General features: G+C 59.5%; 14 protein-coding genes. 5 read left to right on the forward strand and 9 right to left on the reverse strand.

Features of this window, described 5'->3' with window-relative positions; translation table 11 throughout:
* Positions 1-22 precede the first annotated feature (22 nt).
* On the forward strand, positions 23-1,393 hold the full coding sequence (locus AC1DK3_RS19185) for a hypothetical protein (protein WP_477193844.1): 1,371 nt from the start codon (positions 23-25) through the stop codon (positions 1,391-1,393).
* A 177-nt stretch (positions 1,394-1,570) separates the two neighbouring features.
* Here AC1DK3_RS19185 and AC1DK3_RS19190 read toward each other — a convergent pair whose 3' ends face one another.
* Positions 1,571-2,161, reverse strand: a complete 591-nt coding sequence (locus AC1DK3_RS19190) for an NADPH-dependent FMN reductase (RefSeq protein WP_477193845.1) — start codon at positions 2,159-2,161, stop codon at positions 1,571-1,573.
* 138 nt (positions 2,162-2,299) lie between these two features.
* Entirely contained in the window at positions 2,300-3,103 is an 804-nt protein-coding gene (locus tag AC1DK3_RS19195) for an SPFH domain-containing protein (protein WP_477193846.1), read from the reverse strand.
* A 756-nt stretch (positions 3,104-3,859) separates the two neighbouring features.
* Between AC1DK3_RS19195 and AC1DK3_RS19200 the strand changes: the two genes are divergently transcribed.
* Positions 3,860-4,138 carry a hypothetical protein gene (locus AC1DK3_RS19200; protein ID WP_477193847.1) on the forward strand — a complete coding sequence of 93 codons (279 nt, stop codon included), beginning with the start codon at positions 3,860-3,862 and terminating at the stop codon, positions 4,136-4,138.
* Between the two features lie 218 nt (positions 4,139-4,356).
* Positions 4,357-4,725: a hypothetical protein gene (locus tag AC1DK3_RS19205; RefSeq protein WP_477193848.1), complete on the forward strand. Its 369-nt coding sequence runs from the start codon at positions 4,357-4,359 to the stop codon at positions 4,723-4,725.
* A 276-nt stretch (positions 4,726-5,001) separates the two neighbouring features.
* On the opposite strand, the gene AC1DK3_RS19210 is transcribed toward AC1DK3_RS19205, so the two are convergent.
* A complete protein-coding gene (locus tag AC1DK3_RS19210) occupies positions 5,002-8,052 on the reverse strand; it encodes a bifunctional diguanylate cyclase/phosphodiesterase (protein ID WP_477193849.1) in 3,051 nt (1,016 codons plus the stop codon).
* A gap of 385 nt (positions 8,053-8,437) precedes the next feature.
* On the reverse strand, positions 8,438-8,833 hold the full coding sequence (locus tag AC1DK3_RS19215; protein ID WP_477193850.1) for a hypothetical protein: 396 nt from the start codon (positions 8,831-8,833) through the stop codon (positions 8,438-8,440).
* A gap of 338 nt (positions 8,834-9,171) precedes the next feature.
* On the opposite strand from AC1DK3_RS19215, the gene AC1DK3_RS19220 reads away from it, so the two are divergent.
* A complete protein-coding gene (locus AC1DK3_RS19220; RefSeq protein ID WP_477193851.1) occupies positions 9,172-10,386 on the forward strand; it encodes an MFS transporter in 1,215 nt (404 codons plus the stop codon).
* Between the two features lie 26 nt (positions 10,387-10,412).
* Here AC1DK3_RS19220 and AC1DK3_RS19225 read toward each other — a convergent pair whose 3' ends face one another.
* A complete protein-coding gene (locus AC1DK3_RS19225; protein ID WP_477193852.1) occupies positions 10,413-11,999 on the reverse strand; it encodes a DHA2 family efflux MFS transporter permease subunit in 1,587 nt (528 codons plus the stop codon).
* Between the two features lie 26 nt (positions 12,000-12,025).
* Positions 12,026-13,306 carry an HlyD family secretion protein gene (locus AC1DK3_RS19230; protein ID WP_477193853.1) on the reverse strand — a complete coding sequence of 427 codons (1,281 nt, stop codon included), beginning with the start codon at positions 13,304-13,306 and terminating at the stop codon, positions 12,026-12,028.
* A gap of 163 nt (positions 13,307-13,469) precedes the next feature.
* Between AC1DK3_RS19230 and AC1DK3_RS19235 the strand changes: the two genes are divergently transcribed.
* Complete coding sequence (locus tag AC1DK3_RS19235) at positions 13,470-14,147, forward strand: TetR/AcrR family transcriptional regulator (RefSeq protein ID WP_477193854.1); 678 nt, start codon at positions 13,470-13,472, stop codon at positions 14,145-14,147.
* A gap of 26 nt (positions 14,148-14,173) precedes the next feature.
* On the opposite strand, the gene asnB is transcribed toward AC1DK3_RS19235, so the two are convergent.
* The 3 genes from asnB to AC1DK3_RS19250 all read right to left on the reverse strand — a co-directional run bounded on the left by asnB (position 14,174) and on the right by AC1DK3_RS19250 (position 17,829).
* The gene (gene asnB / locus AC1DK3_RS19240) at positions 14,174-16,213 is read right to left on the reverse strand and encodes an asparagine synthase (glutamine-hydrolyzing) (RefSeq protein ID WP_477193855.1); all 2,040 of its coding nucleotides are present in this window, start codon (positions 16,211-16,213) and stop codon (positions 14,174-14,176) included.
* A 340-nt stretch (positions 16,214-16,553) separates the two neighbouring features.
* Positions 16,554-16,805 carry a hypothetical protein gene (locus AC1DK3_RS19245; RefSeq protein WP_477193856.1) on the reverse strand — a complete coding sequence of 84 codons (252 nt, stop codon included), beginning with the start codon at positions 16,803-16,805 and terminating at the stop codon, positions 16,554-16,556.
* A 178-nt stretch (positions 16,806-16,983) separates the two neighbouring features.
* Positions 16,984-17,829 carry an AAA family ATPase gene (locus AC1DK3_RS19250; protein WP_339083330.1) on the reverse strand — a complete coding sequence of 282 codons (846 nt, stop codon included), beginning with the start codon at positions 17,827-17,829 and terminating at the stop codon, positions 16,984-16,986.
* Positions 17,830-17,845: the final 16 nt, after the last annotated feature.

The following is a 17,845-nucleotide window of genomic DNA, read 5'->3' on the forward strand; positions in this document are numbered from 1 at the left end:
GGCCGTTCGTTGGAGAGACGCATTGAAGTGGTACTTTTGCCTGGACGCCTTCGGCGCCAATCGCGAAATTGGTGCATGGGCGGAGCTCGCAGTACAGAGCGCGCGTAAAAACACGAGCCTGCATCCGGTCTGCCTCTTCGACGGCCCCGCGGACGATCCGCTCGTCGGCCGGTTGAAGGCGTTGGACGTCGAGGTGATCATCTCGCGTTCACGCTTGGCGGACATCATTGAAAACGCGCACCGCACGTCGAACTATCCGATCCACGGAAAGGGCGCTTTTCTTCGCGCGGAGATCCCCCGCATTGCGGCCGGCGACGAGCACGCGTTTTATACCGACTGCGACGTCTTCTTCTTTTGCGACCCACAGACGTCGGAATTGAAGCCAGACTTTTTTTCGGCTGGTCCGAGGCAACTGCTCAGCCAGACCGATCGCTTCAACAGCGGAGTTCTCTATTTCAACGTCGAACGGTTTCGTTCGGTTGAAGACGAATTTTTCGCGTTCTGTCAAAGCAACTTGTTCAAGTTCCTTCCGGGGATGGACGAGCCGCTCTTCAACGCATTTTTCCGCGACAAGTTCGATCCGTTGCCGGCGGGCTTGAACTGGCGACCGTTCTTTGGCTTCAACCGATCCATCTCGGTGTTGCATTTTCATGGACCTAAGCTCGAGCATATCGCAGCCTATCTTGCTACGGGCCCTGATGCGGACTGGGGTCATTATGCAAAGGATCTGACGGCCCTCATCTCGAGCAGCGTGCATTCCTATTATCGCTACATCGAAGAGATCGTTGCCGCGGTTACGCCGCCGCCTTATCTGGATGTTTCAATCCAAAAAATTCTTCGTTTGTATCCGAAGTTTTGTTCCAGCATCTTCGAGTTGCACGGAGAGGCCGTTCTCAGCAAGCGAATGGAATTGCGCGAGCTATCCGGCGCCTTGAAAAAGCGACAGACCAAAGTAGCCGATTACATATTCGGGACAGCCTCGAAGGAGGACGTCATCGTCTCTGAATATCTCTTTGAAGGCGAAGCAGTCATGTATCCGCATTTTCTGGTCAAACTCTTTTCGAATGCGGGAGTCGGTGAATTGCGGAAGGTGTCATACGCCTATAAGGCCGACCCGAATACATGGCACGACTGTTCTCTCGATGCGCTTGAGAAGCGTGTATGTGAAGTGGACGTTCTCCCTGACGGCGGGCTGCGACTCTCGGCGCAGGCGCACGAGGTTCAGGTCGTGATACCGCCGAAAGCCATTCCGAACCGGCGTGATGTGCACGCGATCCTTGTGGAGTGCCGGGAGTGTGCAGACGAAGCCGCTACGGGAATTTATGCGGATTCCCAGGGTCTCTTTTTCGCAGTTAATGGCGCAACGCCCACTAAGACAACCCGACAGCAGTAATCGGGAGACATCGCGGCTAATCTGGCCGCGATGCCATCGCCAGTTCCGGCACGTTGCCGGGAACGTTGGGGCTGCGATCCTTGTCGACATACGGTCGGGGCGCAACAGGGGCAAAATTTGCGCCCACAGCGCCCCTCTCGGCGGCGCGTGCTGCGTCAGTGGCGTCTCGATGATTGATCAATAGGGCGGTTGTTTGCGGGCGCACTGGGTCCGGGCGGCTTCTGTCCACCATGCGAGGTCATCTGCAAACCGCGGGAACGCTTTTTTGAGCGCGGCTCCCGGTTCGCCGACTGGCTCGCCTTTGTCGTCGAGCGTCTGGGCTATCGGGCCAACCGCGAGTGTCGAGGAGATGACGACCATTCCCATCTCCGACAGTGTGCCGTGCCAGGTAAAACTCGATCTGGCGCCGGCGATCCGGCCCGCGGAATAGCTGGCTATCGCCGCCGGACGCCAATACCACTCCTCCAGGAAATGGTCGGTGAGATTTTTCAGGCCCGGCTGCATTCCCCAATTGTATTCTCCCGTCACGAAGACGAAGGCATGGGCCGCTTTGATTTTCTTCGCGAGCTCTTCCATCGCCGGCGGCGCGGACCCCGGCTTATATTCTTTATACATCCGATCGAGCATCGGCAGGCCGACCGCCTTGGCGTCGATAAACTCGACGTCGGCGCCGCGGGCGCGGAGTTCGGAGACGATGAAGTCTGCAAGGCGGATACCCTTTCGGTCGCTTCGATAGGAACCGTAAAAGACGAGGATGCTATCCGCCATAAAACCATCTCCTTGCGATCGACACTTTGCGCTCAACGGGCGCGGCCGCCCAGCCGGCGTGCGGTCTCGGGCAACGTGGAGCGAGTGCTCGGGGTTCCTCGCCGTGCCGATCGTTGGCTGCGCTTCCGGCGCGTGATTTCACATCGGCTTCGCATCATCGCCGTTGCGCCGGGCGAGCACCTCTTCGGATTTCGGCGCCGGCTTCAATGTCGCCAGCGCCTCTTGGACCGTGGTCATGAACTGCGCTGGGAAGATGATGGTCGAATTCTTCTCGGTCGCGATCTCGGCCATCGTCTGCAGCGTTCGCAATTGCAGGGCGACCGGATGCTGAGTGATAATATCGGCGGCTTCGCCGAGTTTCACGGCCGCCTGGAATTCACCTTCGGCGGCGACGATTTTCGCGCGGCGCTCGCGTTCTGCTTCGGCTTCCTTCGCCATCGCGCGCTGCATGTTGTCGGGGAGGAATATGTCCTTGATTTCGACTGCCGTGACCACTGTACCCCACGGCACGGTGTGCGTGTCGATGACTTCCTTGATCAGCTCGTTGACGTCCGTCGTTTGTGCCAAGAGCTGATCGAGCGAGAAGCGGCCGACGACGTTCCGGACGGTCGTTTGGCTGATCTGATTGATCGCCTCGTAGACATTCTCGATCGCGATGACCGCCTTCTCGGGATCTGAAATATGGTAGTAGGCGACGGCCGCGATATCGATCGATACGTTGTCCTTGGTGATGATTTTCTGGGACGGAATTTGCATCGTGACGGTGCGGAGCGAAACGCGCGTCATCGTTTGGAGCGGGGTCAAAAGGAAAATCAGCCCTGGCCCTCGAACGCCTGCGAATTTGCCGAGTGCAAAAACGACGCCTCGCTCGTATTGCCGAAGGATCCGCAGGCATAAGAAAATGTAAATGAGCAATACGATCGAAATGATAGGTCCGAACATTTTCCGATCTCCCTTGGCGGCATATCAGCGATGCGCAACCCAAAACCGTCTGCGCGAGGAGCGTTTAGTCACGATATCACCATGACATGCCCGGCCGGGAAGATTTTGTCGTCCGGCGCGGAGCTTGAATTGTTTGAGCGACTCCCGACTTAAGTTTTCTGAAGCCTGGAGGTCATGCGATGTCACGATTGATAGCGATAGCTGCCGGAATGGCTATGCTCGCTGCGGCTGTTCCGGCCGAAGCCGGAGGGGGGCCTGCAGCAGGAGAGTTAGAGGCTGCTCGCGCCAACGCGCGCGCTGGCGGCCCGGTGAGCGAGCGCGACGCCGAGTTTTTGCACCGGTACGGTTGCACGAGTGGCACGGACAGTCCGGCATGTAGGACGGGAAAACATTATCGCTCCTCCTATGGCAGGCGGTACCGCAGGTACTGAGGTTAACCGCTGTGTTTCGCTGAAGCGCAACGCCATGAGCTGGGCGAGATTTCTGAAAAAGATCTTTCGGAGCAAATGCCGGAGGCTGGCGGTTTGACAATTCCACTGGAATTAAGGCAGCAATGGAATGTGAATATCGGATGAATGAAATTGCAATTCGGCGGCGATCCCGCGGCGGCGTATAGCCATCTGAAGTGGCTCATTAATCTTCCCCATATACGAATTCGAGCACGATGCAACACGCCGGTTTGAAACCAAATCGGGTCGTCGGGTGTTTGATCGGTTACGAGCTCGCGGGGGCATCCCGCCAAGTTGGAGGAACGCAATGAGGAAATATATCGGTATTGCTGCCGCGCTGGCATCCGCTTTGCCACTCGCAATGATCTCCACGACGGCCGATGCAGGTCCGCGTCACGGATACGGCGGCCGGCATTACGCTCACGGCGGATATGATCGTGGCCGTTACGGTCATCATCGCGGCCGTGGCTATTGGCACAATGGCCGTTGGATTGCGCTCGGTATTGGCGCTGCGATCGTTGGTGCAGCCGCGGCTGATGCCTACGGCGGTTGCTACTGGCGTCATGGATATCGCTACTGCGACTAACTCCGAGCAAGCCTGAATGAATTGCCCGGTCTCGAAAGAGGCCGGGTTTTTCGTTGCGTCCGCTCGCGCGCGTGATGTTCGAACGCGGCCGGTATGCCGCGAGGTTTTACACAGGAGCCTGTGTACTACTCGAATTGTGTGGGAATCCGACGGCCGCGTGGTTGGCGGATGCCAGCCTCTCATGCTGCTTAGTGCGCTTTGAGTGAGGGGAGTATGTGATGTTGGGTTCTACGGCGTCTAAGGTCGTTGCCTCCGTCGTTCTTGTCGCGTCTGCAGGCGGCACGGCGAGCCTTCCGGTAAAACCAGAATATCCCGTATCCCGTGACACTCCCGTCGCCCTCGACAATCGTTCGCTGCTCGTTGCAACGCTCGCCAATGGCGATCTGCAGACGCAGTGGATGTCTCGCGATGTCTGCGAGCATATCGCGGCTTCCGTGGTTTCGGGCGATGCCGTGGCCGGCGTGAGGGCGGACGGCGTGAAGGTCTATATTGCTCGCGCCAATTGCAGCACGCGGCGTGTTGCTGTCCATTCAAGCGCGACGGCTCTCAACGATGCCGTCGAAAGAAACGGGCGCTTGGGCAATTGAGCTGAGGTTGCCGCGAGGCTGGCGATGAAATCAAGAAGGCCGCCTTTGGCATTGTTATAAAACTCTGCCAAGGGCGGCCCTCGTGCAATAGTACTCTAGAATACATAGGTAGATGCAATACGGTATTCGTAGCAGCGGCGAACGCGGCTTTATATCATCCGTTTGGATGATAGGCCGTCAGGAAAATCGCGCGATGTGAGTAGGGGCCCAGCCCGGTCGCGAAACGAAAATCGGTGTTCAGACGAGTCGTTCATTTTTCCGCCATTTCTTCTGGTGTCAGGCGGCGTTCTGCCGGGTGTCCGGTTCTGCCCGGAGAATTTCCCTTATGACGTCTGAGGGTTGCGCTTTCTGAAACAGGAAGCCTTGCGCCAACGTGCAGCCGTAGTCCTTGACGATTTCGAACTGCTCCGCCGTTTCGACGCCTTCGGCCGTCGTCCGCATGCCGAGGGTCCGGGCCAGCTCGACGATGGTCGAAAGAATGGCGCGGGCTTCCATCGAGATCGCGAGATCGCGGACGAAGGACCGGTCGATCTTGATCTTCTGGAAGGGGACCTTGGTCAGCGAGCTGAGCGAGGAGTAGCCCGTGCCGAAATCGTCCATCGCGATTTCCACGCCGAGATCGCAGACCTGCCGAAGAATATGGGTCGCGAGCTGCACGTCCTTCATAATGGTCGATTCAGTGACTTCAATTATGAGGCGGTGACTCGGCAAGCCGGATTCGGCGAGGGCCGTCTTGACGGTGTCGACGAAGCTTTCGGCTTCGAGCTCAATGGCGCTGACGTTGACAGAGACGCTTGTCTGGTCGGGCCACGCCATCGCTTCCTTGCATGCCTGGCGCAGGACCTTCGCGCCGAGATCGGCGATCATGCCGATTTCCTCGGCGATGGGAATGAAGTCGGCGGGTGAGGCAAGGCCGAGACGGGGATGCCTCCAGCGAAGCAGCGCTTCGGCTCCGACTGCCGTCATCGTCTGTACGCAGAAAATCGGCTGGTAGTGGAGTTCGAATTCGTTGTTGTTGATGGCGTCGCGCACCTCGGTTTCGAGAAGATTGCGCGCCTTGACCTTGGCGTCGAGTTCGCGCTCGAAAAGCCGGTAGGTCCCTCTTTGATCTTCTTTGGCCGCATAGAGCGCAAGGTCGGCGAGGCGGAAGAGTTCGATCGGATCACAGCTATGATCCGGGGCCATCGCGATGCCGACGCTGCCGCCGCAGATGACGTCCTTCGTGCCGATGCGTACGGGCTCGCTGAGGATGCTGATCAGGCGCTCGGCTAGTTTCGTCGCGCTCGATGGGTGATCGAGGTCCACAATCAGCACCGCGAATTCGTCGCCGCCGAGACGAGCCACGGTATCGGTTTCGCGCAGCGTCTTGGTGAGGCGGTCGGCCATGACCTGCAATAATTCGTCGCCGGCGGCGTGGCCGAGCGTGTCGTTCACGACTTTGAAATTGTCGAGGTCGAGCAAGAGAAGCGCCATGCGGTCTCCGCGTTTCGCCCGCGCCATCGCAAGCTGCATGCGCTCGGCAAGCAAGTGGCGGTTGGGGAGGGACGTCAACGCGTCGTGGCGGGCCATGTAGGCCGCCTTGCGATCCGCCTTCCGGCGTTCGGTCACATCGATGGCGGCGATCAGAAGAGCATCGCGGCCCTCATGTACGAGCGGACGGACGTAGACTTCGACTTCCATCGAACGTCCGTCGCGGCGGTAATGCTTGAACGACTGCGGATCGTCGGTCTGACCAATATGCTGGACGCTGCTTTCGAGCGGCAAAATGAGGTCGCCGCTCTGAATTTCCCGTAGCGACAGACGCGAGAAATCCCGGCGAGTGTAGCCGTAGTGAGAAGCCGCAGCGTTATTGACGGCGAGTATGGCCATCTGGTCCCGGCTGACGACGAACATCGGCAAGGGGTTGTTCTCGAACAGCAGCCGGATCGATGCTTCGCGCTGCTTCATCTCGGTGATGTCGATGCGCAGGCTGATCAGGCCGCCCTCGCTGGTCCGGCATTCCTCGATCAGATAGCAACGGCCATCGTCGAGAAGCTGCTCGTGTGGAAGGGCGGGTGTGCGAAGGTTCTTCAGACGCTCGGCGAGCCAGGCTTCTTCGCGCCCGAAAGCCTCGGGATACATCTGGCGCTCTAGGCCGATGCGCACCGCTTCTTCGAGGCTGCCTCCGACGACGATCGTATCGATGGCGCGATGATAAATCTGGGCGTACTTTTTGTTCCAGGCGACGTACCGGTTGTCGGCATCGAGGATCACGATGCCCTCGGGGAGGATTTCAATCGCCTCCTTCAACCGGTTGTGCATCTTCTCAAGCTCGGCCTTCTGCTCGGAAATGGCCTGTTCCTGGGTCTGAAGGTGATCGTTCAACCCATCGCGCAGAGCGATTTCCGCCGAGAGGCGYTCCTGCAGGCGCGACTGTGAATCGATTGTTTCGGCGAGCGGCATGACCGTCAGAAACGCGGTGAGGATCAGAAGCTGCGTCATCTGGACGTCTGTAAGCAGAGCCAGCGGCGAGATCTGCTGGCCATTTTGAAGGCCGATGGCGGTGCATGCGAGCACGGCGGCCGACATCAGCAACGTCGCGGCCGACGTCGCATTGGGTCCGAGGCGGCAGGCGATCAGCACGAGCACAGGCATAATGAGGAACGCGAGGTATCGTTCAGGCAGGCCGACAACCAGAACCATCGTAATCGCGAGGGCCGTGAAGAGCGCGTACGTTTCCCAGCTCGATACCGTTGACGAGGGCGTCGTGCGGGCCAGACGAAGGCGGACGATCGCGGGAGTGACAGTCAGCAAACCCAGCAAGTCCGCGAAGAACCAGGACGTGAACACATGGAGTGTTACGGCTTGGTACGTCGCCGCGGCGATAAAGGCCGCTGCTATTGCCGCGATGGCCGAACTTGCCGTGGCGGCGATCGAGAACGACATCAGGAAGCGGAGACTGCGGAATTCAGATGGCTTCGGTTCTTTGAAGTTGATTATGCGAAATGCAACATAGGTCTCGAGGGTATTTGTCAGCGCGAAGCCGATGTTGGTTGCCAACTCGCGATGCGCGAAGATATTCGCGATGATATTCGCAATGAAACAAAGAAAGAGAATTTGGTGCCGGCGCCATGGCCGTTTCGCGAGGATCACTGCGGCAAGCGTTATTCCATTCGCCGGCCAGACGGTCGCTATGCCATCGACGTTCTGGGTATAGGCAATAGACAGATAGGAGACGACGCCGAATATGATCGCCACGGCGAGCGCGCGAGCAAGGCCGTCGTTATCGGCCGCATATAGCTTTCTCAACTGCGAGAATGAGCGAAAGCGGTCCCCGCTATCAAACATGTCTAAAGCTCTCATCCCCCGTCGAGCCGAAGATCGGCGCGATATTCCCATTTCAAATCGGATCAGCGTAGCGCCTAATTAACAGGCAGAAATGCCAATTAATTCAGCAGTCTCCGTCACTTGTTCCAATCTTGAGCTAAGCTGAAGCGATATCATTAATTTAGGGTCAAGGCGGATATTGCGAGGCAGCAATTAGATTCCATTTTGGCCTGCATAAACGGGCCAATCGGTAATTCGGGCGACAAAATCGGAGAGGCGAAAGCCGAAGGAATTAATTTTGTTAATTGATGGAGAGGAAGCAGGCATGGCCGCGCCGCGGCTTTTTGCGGCACGCCTAGGAGAGATGCGGGCTCGCCTCAGCGCCTGGTCTTACAGCGCTTTATCTTCAGCGAAAGCCAGCGGCTTCGCGAAGTTTGCCGATTGCATCTTTCATGGACGGCGATGTGAAGCGCGCGCGCCATGACGTGCGCTGATCAAGAAGGCTTTCGGCTTCAGGTCCGGTTTTGCCGGCGCGTGCCGTGGAGGCAATGGCGAGCGCTTGATGGACCAGGGTAGACCGGTGCGCTGTGCGGCTGTTGAGGTTTCGGATTTTGCCCGCAGGTAACGCGGCCATCTGCTTCGACTTGCCGAGTGTTGCTCTCCGAAGGCTGGCCTTCGCGACGGGTGCGGAGAGTCCTAGCTTTTGGATGGGGCGATCGACTGCCCATGCCGGATGTGTGATCGCGACAAGTGAAAGAACGGCACACACGCGGGCCGTGATTTTGGTTCGCTTCAATTCCATCGCCGTCTCCCTGAATTATTCGAACGCGAGAATTTGCCGGAATGCCGAGCCGCGTTGGCTTCGGGGCGGATGATCTCGTGTGATGCGGCGGGGCTGGTGCCGCTGTTCCGCGTGGAACAGGCTCATGTTGCGAGTGGGGGCGTTCCGTCGCAGCGACGGGCCGCGCGTCCGTAATCACGCGGGATGAGCGCGGAGCTATGAGCGTGCGACAGTTCGCAGTTGCAAAATGACGATGGCTCGGCTCTCGACGGGGAACAAATTCCGTAACATAGGCCGTTAGTTACCTTTGCCATCGCTTTCCTGCGATGCAGCGAAACTCGACAGGAAGAGGCTAGTACATGGACGTGAGGGCGGAAGCTTTTGACAGCGTGCAGACAACGTACGCGAAGCTGACCCCCCGTCAGGTCAACCTCGTACATTTCGCGCTGGCGATGGGCGGTTTCGCAATCGGCACGACCGAATTCGCGGCCATGAGCCTGTTGCCGTATTTCGCGGCGACTTTCGGAATTTCCGAGCCCGATGCCGGATACGCCATCAGTGCGTACGCACTCGGCGTCGTCGTTGGCGCTCCTGTCATTGCCGTGCTCGCCGCGAATTGGTCGCGGCGCACGTTGCTTCTGACGCTGATGACTGTCTTTGCCGTCTTGAATGTGATGACAGCACTTTCGCCGACGTACGGCTCGATGGTCGCCTTTCGCTTTCTCAGCGGCGTTCCTCACGGCGCTTACTTCGGTGTCGCGATGCTCGTTGCGGCGTCGCTCGTTCCGGCGAACGCCCGGGCGCAGGCCGTTGGCCGCGTGCTTATCGGTCTTACGATCGCGACGGTGATCGGTGTTCCCGTTGCGACATGGATCGGGCAGGCGCTCGGCTGGCGTTCGGGATTTGGGATCGTCGGTGTTCTTGCAGCTCTGACGGTTTCACTCATTTGGTTCTATGTGCCGGCAGACCAGCCGACCAAGGAAGCGAGCATGCTGCGCGAGCTTGACGCGCTGAAGCGGCCGCAGGTGTGGCTCACGCTCGCCATCGGCGCCATCGGCTTCGGCGGCATGTTCGCCGTCTATTCGTATCTTTCATCGACACTGACGGACGTCACGCACGTTCCGTCCTACGTGGTGCCGATCGTGCTCGTCTTCTTCGGCGTCGGCATGACGGTCGGCACGTACGTCACCGGCCGGCTCGCTGATCGGGCCTTGATGCCGACGGTCGGTGGCCTGTTGCTTTGGAGTATGGCGTCGCTGGCGCTCTTCCCATTTGCGGCCGGCAACATTTACGCGGTGACGCTGGTGGTGTTCATGATCGGCTGCGGAGGCGGTCTCGGAACCGCACTGCAGACGCGCTTGATGGACGTCGCCGGAGAAGCGCAGACGCTCGCTGCCGCTCTCAATCACAGCGCGTTCAATACGGCGAATGCCCTCGGCCCCTGGCTCGGCGGCATGGCCATCGCGGGCGGTTATGGTTGGACGTCGACCGGTTGGGTCGGCGTGGCGCTGGCGATCGGCGGCTTGTTCTTCTGGGCGCTTTCGCTTGTGACCGACGGCAAGCGGCGAGCGTGACCTGTTCGGCGAAACGTTATTGTCCTTCAGTGGCCTGCGGCCTCGGCCGGAACCGCTTCGGGCTTCCGCATGAGCAGCGTGAAGAGCGCGGCAGACGCGAATAGCACGGTCAGCACCAGGAAGAGATCGGCAAACGACAGCACATTGGCCTGCATGCGCACCATCATCGCGAGCTTCTTCAGCGCCGCCATGTCGCCGTCGGCCTGCATCGCGTTCGAGAATGTCTGTTGCATGCCCGCAAGGCGATCTTCGGCGATGGGATGTCCCCACGAAACCTGCTCGTGCAAGCGTGCGAGATGGAGATCGAGACGCTTGTTCAGGAGTGTATTGATGATCGCCAGGCCGACGGCGCCGCCGAGGTTGCGCGTCAGGTTGAAAAGGCCGGACGCGTTCTTCAGCTGGTCGGGCGGCAGCGTGCCGAGCGAGAGGTTATTGATCGGCACCATGCACAGCATCAGCGAGGAACCGCGCAGGATCTGCGGAAGCAGCAACTCCCAGAAATCCCAGTCCGACGTGATGCCGCTCGCGATGTAGGTTCCGGCCGCAAAGCCGATGAAGCCGATCAACATCATGATGCGCGGATCGAGGATGCTCGAGAGGCGCCCGCTGATCGGCGCGGTCAGGAACATCGCGACGCCGGTGACGAACATCGTCTCGCCGATCATCAAGGAGCTGTAGCCGCGCACCTGCGCAAGGTACACGGGATAGACGTATGTCAGCCCGTAGAGGCCTATGCCCATCGTGAAGCTGAAAGCCGAACCGAATGCGAAGTTCCTATTCTTGAAAGCTCGAAGCTCGACGATCGGATCTTTCGCGGTCGCGGCGCGCCAGAAGAAGACGATGGCTCCGACAACGGCCAGAACTCCGAAGATTGCGATGGTCTGGTCGTCGAACCAGTCGTAACGGGGGCCTTCCTCGAGCACGTATTCGAGCGAGCCAAGAAACATCGCCATCGCGATGAGGCCGACGTAGTCGAAGCGGTCGAAGAGCGCCAAGTTCGGCTTGTCGAAGTCGACGAGGAAGTAGACGGCGATGGCGACGAGGATGCCGGGCACGACGTTGATGAGAAACAGCCAGTGCCATGAGAAGGCGTCGGTGAGATAGCCGCCGACAGTCGGTCCTATCGTCGGTGCGAGCGTCGCGACGAGGCCGATGATGGGGGAAACGATGTTGCGCTTCGACGGCGGAAACAGCGTGAACGCGACGGCGAAGACACTCGGGATCATGCCGCCGCCGATGAACCCTTGGATCGCGCGGTAGAGGATCATCTGGTCGATCGTCGTCGCGGTGGCGCAGAGGGCGCTCGCGGCCGTGAAGCCGACGGCGGCCGTAAAGAAGAGCACACGCGTCGAGAGGGCGCGTGCGAGGAAGCCCGACAGCGGGATCATCACGACTTCGGCGATGAGATAAGCCGTCTGGACCCACGGAATCTCGTCAGAGCTTGCTGAGAGCCCCGCCTGGATTTCGCTCAGCGATGCCGAGACGATCTGAATGTCGAGGATCGCCATGAACATGCCGAAGACCATGGCGAGGAAGCCCGCGAGCTGGCGCGGCGTAACGCCGATCCATTCGAGCTTCTTGGGTTCGTCGGGCGATAGGGTCAAATCGGCCATGGCTTGGCGCCGCCTTTTGCCGGAAGCTATCGCAGCGCGGCTTGATCGGGACCGGTGTCTTTCGGCGTCGTCCGCGTATCGACGCTGACAACGACGGAGAGACCGGGGCGCAATTTGTTGTGCGCGGTCGCCGCGGGAATGGTGATCCGAACCGGTACGCGCTGAACGATCTTCGTGAAGTTGCCCGTGGCGTTCTCAGGCGGCAGCAGCGAGAACTGGGAGCCCGATGCGGGCGAGACGCCTTCGACGGTGCCCTTCAAGGTTTCGCCGTTCAAAGCGTCCACGCGCACCGTCGCGGTTTGTCCCGGGACGATTTCGGGAAGCTGCGTTTCCTTGAAGTTCGCATCTACGAAGACCTTGTCGAGCGGCACGACCGCGGCGAGGCGTTTGCCCGGCGTTACGTAATCTCCGACCTGGACGCCGCGATTGCCGACGACGCCATCGAAGGGCGCGCGGATGACGGTGAAGGAGAGATCGCGCGCGGCCTGATCGACTGCGACCTGCAATTCCTTCGCGACCTTTTCGGCCTGATCGCGCTGGGCGTGAAGCAGCGCGACGTTGGCGTCGGCGGATTGAATTGCGGCTTCGTTGGCTTTGACTTGAGCGTAGGCGGAATCTCGCGCGGCGATGGTGGCGTCGAGCGACGCTTTCGTCGCGTAATCCTTGGCGGTCAATGCATCCGTGCGTTTGAAGTCAGCGACGGTTTTGACGACGTTGGCTTTCGCGGAGTCGAGTTGCGCGCGGGCTTGTTCGCCGGAAGCTTCGGCCGCTTTTATCTGAGCATCGAAGGTTTTGATGGCGGCGAACTGTGTCGCGAGCTTCGACTGGGCCTGCTCGAGCGCCAAGCGATAGTCGCCGTCGTCCAGCCGCACGAGCGTTTGGCCTTCCTTCACCTGCTGATTGTCGACGACGGGCACCTCGGCCACGATGGCCGGGATCTTCGGCGAGATGATCGCCATGTAGGCCCCGACGTAGGCGTCGTCCGTCGAGACGAGGAAGCGGCCGACGGTGATGTATTCATAAGCGAAGTAGGCGACGCCCATGAGGGCGAGCGCGCCGACGCCGAGGAAGATCGGTTTGCGGCGGGATGCCGGCTTCGCCGGGCCGGTCGCCGTCGTGGTTTCGGATTTCGATTCGCGCGCGTGGGGCTGCTCGGACGTTGGAGCGGTGTCTGCTTTTGTCCCCTGCGTCCGGGCAAGCGCGCTCGGGTTGGACCCTAAGCGCGGCCGTTCATCGGCTCCCGATGCGGTGCCGGTCTCATTCGGTCTGGGGCGCAGCGCCAGACGACTACTCGAATTCCCACCCATAACACCCAATTCCCTCCAAAACCGCGGAATTAAACCGTCCGGTTCAGTTGATGACTTGACATACAACGCGGATGGGTGACTATCAAGACGAAACTGAACCGTTTGGTTCTATTTATTGTATGAGTACTGAACCGCGAGTTCAGAGCGTATAAGGATGACACACATGGAATCAGCGCATTTGACCCCAGACCCAGCGAGAGAAGACCGGCGCGGCGGTCGCCCCGCCGCGGGGACCGATCCGCAGAAGCGCCGCCAAATTTTGGAGGGTGCGGGCCGGATATTTTCGACTGCGGGTTTCGATGCTTCGAGCATGAGCGACGTTGCTCGCGAGGCGCGCGTCTCAAAGGCGACGCTCTACGTCTATTTCCAGGACAAGGAGCATCTCTTCACCGCGATCTGCGCCGAGAGACGCGATCGCAATATCTCCGAGATCCTGTCGTTGCTCGATAACGAGAAGCCGTTTGAAACCGTTCTGACGGAATTCGGCATCGAGGTGTTGACGATCATGTCCGAGCCGTTCGTCGTCGCCGCGCATCGGATCGTCATCGGTGTCGCTGAACGGATGCCCGAAGTCGGAACCGAGTTCTTCGAACGTGGACCGAAGCGGGTCGCAACAGCGCTCGCCAAATATCTCGACATCCACGTTGCGGCGGGGCGGCTCGAGATTGCCGATACCTATTTCGCTGCAATGCAGTTTTTGGAACTGATACAGGCCTCCATTATCCGCCCACGGCTTTATGGTGCGATCACGGAGCGGCCGACGCGTGAAGAGATCGAAAAGAATGTCGCGTCCGCGATCGCGCTCATGACAGTGGGCTACGGGCCGCGCAAGCTGCGCTAGACCGCACTATCACTTCTCGAGACGTGCTAGCTCGCGAGCGCTGGCACGCTCTCGGCGAAGCCGAGGTCGCGGGGCTCGGCGGTTGGAACACCTGCGATCGTCCGCCAGCCCGGAAGATTGGCGAGCGTCGGGTCGATGTAGGTGTGGTGCCAGAGCTGCGTTGCGAGCACGGCAACGAGCCCGAGTTCGGCGGAGCTGCGTTGATAGCCCCAGGGCGACAGTCCCTGATATTTTCCTCGCCATTCGCGCACAGCTTCAGGATCGAAATATCCCGCCTTCTTGATCGAGGCATCGCTCAAGAGTTCGTCGACGTACGGCAGCCGCTGTTGGAGGAAGAAGCCGTCGAGCGGCGCGCGGAACATGCCCTTGGGCCGCCATGCGACCGATTTCGGCAGCCACTTTTCGGCGACGCGGCGAAGAAGATACTTCTCGGTGAGGCCCTTGAACTTCCACTTCGGATCGATGCCGGCGAGGAAATCAAAGACGTTGTTGTCGAGAAACGGATAGCGCATCTCGACGGACTGGCTCATGGCGATGCGATCGCCTTTGAGGCTCAGAAGCTGTCCGGGCAGATGAATTTTTCCGGCCCAGTAGACGCCGCGATTGACTGGATCCCAGGTCTTCGCGCGCGAGATGTCGGACTCGATTGCCGCGTAGGGATCGTGGCCGCTCAATTTGGCGCGCATGCTCGAGCTGTAGAAGCGGAGGCGCGAGGCGCCGAGAAGACTGTAGAATCGCTGGAACGCGTGCATGCCGCCCGACGACTCTGCGTTGCGAACAAAATAGGCGATGGTCTCATCGCTGCAGCCGAGCCAGCGGTATAAGAATTTCTCGGCGAGCTGCGGTGCTACGCCGGCCGACGCTTTGCCCATCCATTCGAAGATGCGATCGAACTTGTACCAGGGATAGCCGGCGAGCCACTCGTCAGAGCCTTCGCCAGTCAGCGCGACCTTGAAGCCGCGTTCGTTCACTTTGCCGGCGAGCATCATCAGCGCGGTGCACGAGGTGTCCGTCACGGGTGCTTCTGTGGCGACGAGCAATTTCTGGTAGTTCGCGACGATGTCGTCCGATCCGCAAGGCACGATGTAGGGATCGGCGGAAAGGTGCTTCGAGATGATCGCGGCCTGCTCGGTTTCGTCGAGCTTCGGGTCGCGGATTTTGACGGTGAATGTCGCCGGTGCGGCGCCGAGGATGTCCTTCGCCATCGCGACGACGGTGCTCGAGTCGACGCCGCCCGAGAGGTAGGACGCAACGGGAACGTCGGCGCGCAGGCGCCGCTTCACAGCCTCGTAGAGAACGCTTTCGAAGTCATCGACGAGTTTCTTCTCGTTCTGTCCGCGTGCTTCTTGACCCGCAGCTGGGAAATCCATTTCCCAATAGGTGCGCTCACTGATCGTCGCGTCTTCGCCGCTGCGGCCGCGCGAGATCGTCAAGAATCTGCCCGGAGGCAGAATGTTGATGCCTTCGAAGCAGCTGAACGGTCCGGGCACAGCCAAGAAATTAAAGACCGCATCGATGCCGCGTTGGTCCGGCTTCGGCTCGACCATTCCGGTCGCGAGAATCGTCTTGATCTCGGAACCGAAGATCAGCCAGTCGCTGCCAAACCGTGTCGTGCGTGTCCAGAAGAGAGGGCAGATGCCGAAGCGGTCGCGCGCGAGGATGAATTTCTGCTTGCGTTCATCGGCCAGGGCAACGGCGAACTGGCCGTTGAGCTTGGCGAACATGTCTTCTGCGAACTCTTCCCACATGTGCGGGAAAATTTCGGTATCGCAGTGCGTCTTCAAAACGTGGCCGCGGTTTCTCAGATCCTGGCGCCAGTCGTCGTGATCGAAAATCTCGCCATTGAAGATTGCCGCGATCTGCTTGTCTTCGTTGAAGACAGGCTGCTGGCCGTCGGCGAGGCCGACGATGCTGAGACGGCGCGACGCAAATCCAAATCCGGGACGCTGCAGGTAGCCGTCTTCGTCGGGGCCGCGATGAAGCATCGCGTCGGCCGCGCGTTTCAAGACGGACAGCGGAACGGAGCGCCTATCCTTAAGGTCGATTATTCCGAAAATGCCACACATAGAAATTATCCAACGGTTCTCGCAGGGCCGCCCGGGCTGCTGACGAGGGATGAAAAGTGCGACGCCGTCCCGCTCCGCCGGATACCGAGACGCGGCCGCTTCTGCGACTGCCCCAATCGTAATGGATTGGCTTGCCGAAACCTATATGGCCACAAGGGCTCGCAATGGTGGTTACCGTTCGCGACAAATACGCGCGTCGCCGGGCATTTTCGATTATTGGGTCCTTTAAAAAGGCGGCTGGATCGCTGCACTGCGTTAGCCGCGTGACGGTGCCTTGAATGGCTTGCGTATCCTCCATTTTGCTGAGGTGCTCGCGGGTGCTGCCCGCGAGCGTTGCGCATCATGGGTTGGGCTTGGCGGGCTCGGTTGCCCTGTCGGCGGCAGCCTTCGCATCGGCGGCGGCTTTATCGGCTGCGGCCTTGGTTTCTTCTGCAGCCTTTTCGGCAGCGGCCTTCGTGTCAGCTGCAGCTTTGTCAGCAGAAGCCTTTGCTTCGGTCGCAGCCTTGTCGGCCTCGGCTTTTTCCTTGGAATTGTCGCAGGCGACAAGTCCGAGAGCGCTGATCACACTCAAGGCGACGAGAAATTTCCTCATTTTGACTTCTCCCTTTCACGCGCTTCCATTTTTTATAGCAAGCATTTGTGTGCCGCGCATTCATTGGGGCGCAACCTGAAAGAGAAATCAAGGCAATAGAAGAGGTCGTGTATCCGGCGTTAACAGCAAACGATCTGTGTGAGTGAGAATTGAAATTAAGAGTCTGGCTGCCGTTAAGCTATTCGTTGCGGCGGCGCGTCATGAACGCAAGGCGTTCAAGAAGATGAGTATCCTGCTCGTTCTTGATCAAAGCGCCGGCGAGCGGCGGAACGAGCTTTCTCGGATCTTTCTCGTTCAATAACGCCGGGTCGATGTCCTCATGCAAGAGGAGCTTCAACCAGTCGAGAAGCTCAGATGTCGACGGCTTTTTCTTCAGGCCCGGAACGTCGCGAAGTTCGTAGAAAACGCGAAGAGCATCATTGACGAGACGGTTCTTCAGGCCCGGGAAATGTACATCGACGATCCGGCGCATCGTCTCGGCGTCGGGGAACTTGATGAAATGAAAGAAGCACCGGCGGAGAAATGCGTCCGGCAGCTCTTTCTCGTTGTTCGAGGTGATGAGCACCACGGGACGCGTCTTGGCTTTGATCGTCTCGCCCGTTTCGTAGACGAAGAATTCCATCCGATCGAGTTCTTGCAGAAGATCGTTGGGGAATTCGATGTCGGCTTTGTCGATTTCGTCGATCAGCAGCACACTGCGTTTCGGCGCTTCGAATGCGTCCCACAGCTTGCCGCGTTTGATATAGTTGGCGATATTCTTGACGCGCTCATCGCCGAGCTGACCATCTCGCAGTCGCGAAACGGCATCATATTCATAAAGGCCTTGCTGCGCTTTCGTCGTCGATTTGATGTGCCATTCGATCAACGGGGCATCGAGGGCCTTCGCGACCTCCGTCGCGAGGACCGATTTACCCGTGCCGGGCTCGCCCTTGATGAGGAGCGGCCGCTCGAGCCGAATCGCGGCGTTGACCGCGATCTTGAGGTCGGGCGTGGCGACGTAAGAGGAGGTGCCTTCGAAGTTCATGAGGGTGTCTAGGGGG

The sequence above is a fragment of the Hyphomicrobium sp. 01T421 genome (assembly GCF_056398805.1).

Excerpts from the sequence above, each read along its gene's own strand:
- AC1DK3_RS19190 (WP_477193845.1), bottom strand. The coding sequence starts at position 2,161 with ATGGCGGATAGCATCCTCGTCTTTTACGGTTCCTATCGAAGCGACCGA.
- AC1DK3_RS19195 (WP_477193846.1), bottom strand. The coding sequence starts at position 3,103 with ATGTTCGGACCTATCATTTCGATCGTATTGCTCATTTACATTTTCTTA.
- AC1DK3_RS19200 (WP_477193847.1), top strand. The coding sequence starts at position 3,860 with ATGAGGAAATATATCGGTATTGCTGCCGCGCTGGCATCCGCTTTGCCA.
- AC1DK3_RS19205 (WP_477193848.1), top strand. The coding sequence starts at position 4,357 with ATGTTGGGTTCTACGGCGTCTAAGGTCGTTGCCTCCGTCGTTCTTGTC.
- AC1DK3_RS19215 (WP_477193850.1), bottom strand. The coding sequence starts at position 8,833 with ATGGAATTGAAGCGAACCAAAATCACGGCCCGCGTGTGTGCCGTTCTT.
- AC1DK3_RS19220 (WP_477193851.1), top strand. The coding sequence starts at position 9,172 with ATGGACGTGAGGGCGGAAGCTTTTGACAGCGTGCAGACAACGTACGCG.
- AC1DK3_RS19225 (WP_477193852.1), bottom strand. The coding sequence starts at position 11,999 with ATGGCCGATTTGACCCTATCGCCCGACGAACCCAAGAAGCTCGAATGG.
- AC1DK3_RS19230 (WP_477193853.1), bottom strand. The coding sequence starts at position 13,306 with ATGGGTGGGAATTCGAGTAGTCGTCTGGCGCTGCGCCCCAGACCGAAT.
- AC1DK3_RS19235 (WP_477193854.1), top strand. The coding sequence starts at position 13,470 with ATGGAATCAGCGCATTTGACCCCAGACCCAGCGAGAGAAGACCGGCGC.
- asnB (WP_477193855.1), bottom strand. The coding sequence starts at position 16,213 with ATGTGTGGCATTTTCGGAATAATCGACCTTAAGGATAGGCGCTCCGTT.
- AC1DK3_RS19245 (WP_477193856.1), bottom strand. The coding sequence starts at position 16,805 with ATGAGGAAATTTCTCGTCGCCTTGAGTGTGATCAGCGCTCTCGGACTT.
- AC1DK3_RS19250 (WP_339083330.1), bottom strand. The coding sequence starts at position 17,829 with ATGAACTTCGAAGGCACCTCCTCTTACGTCGCCACGCCCGACCTCAAG.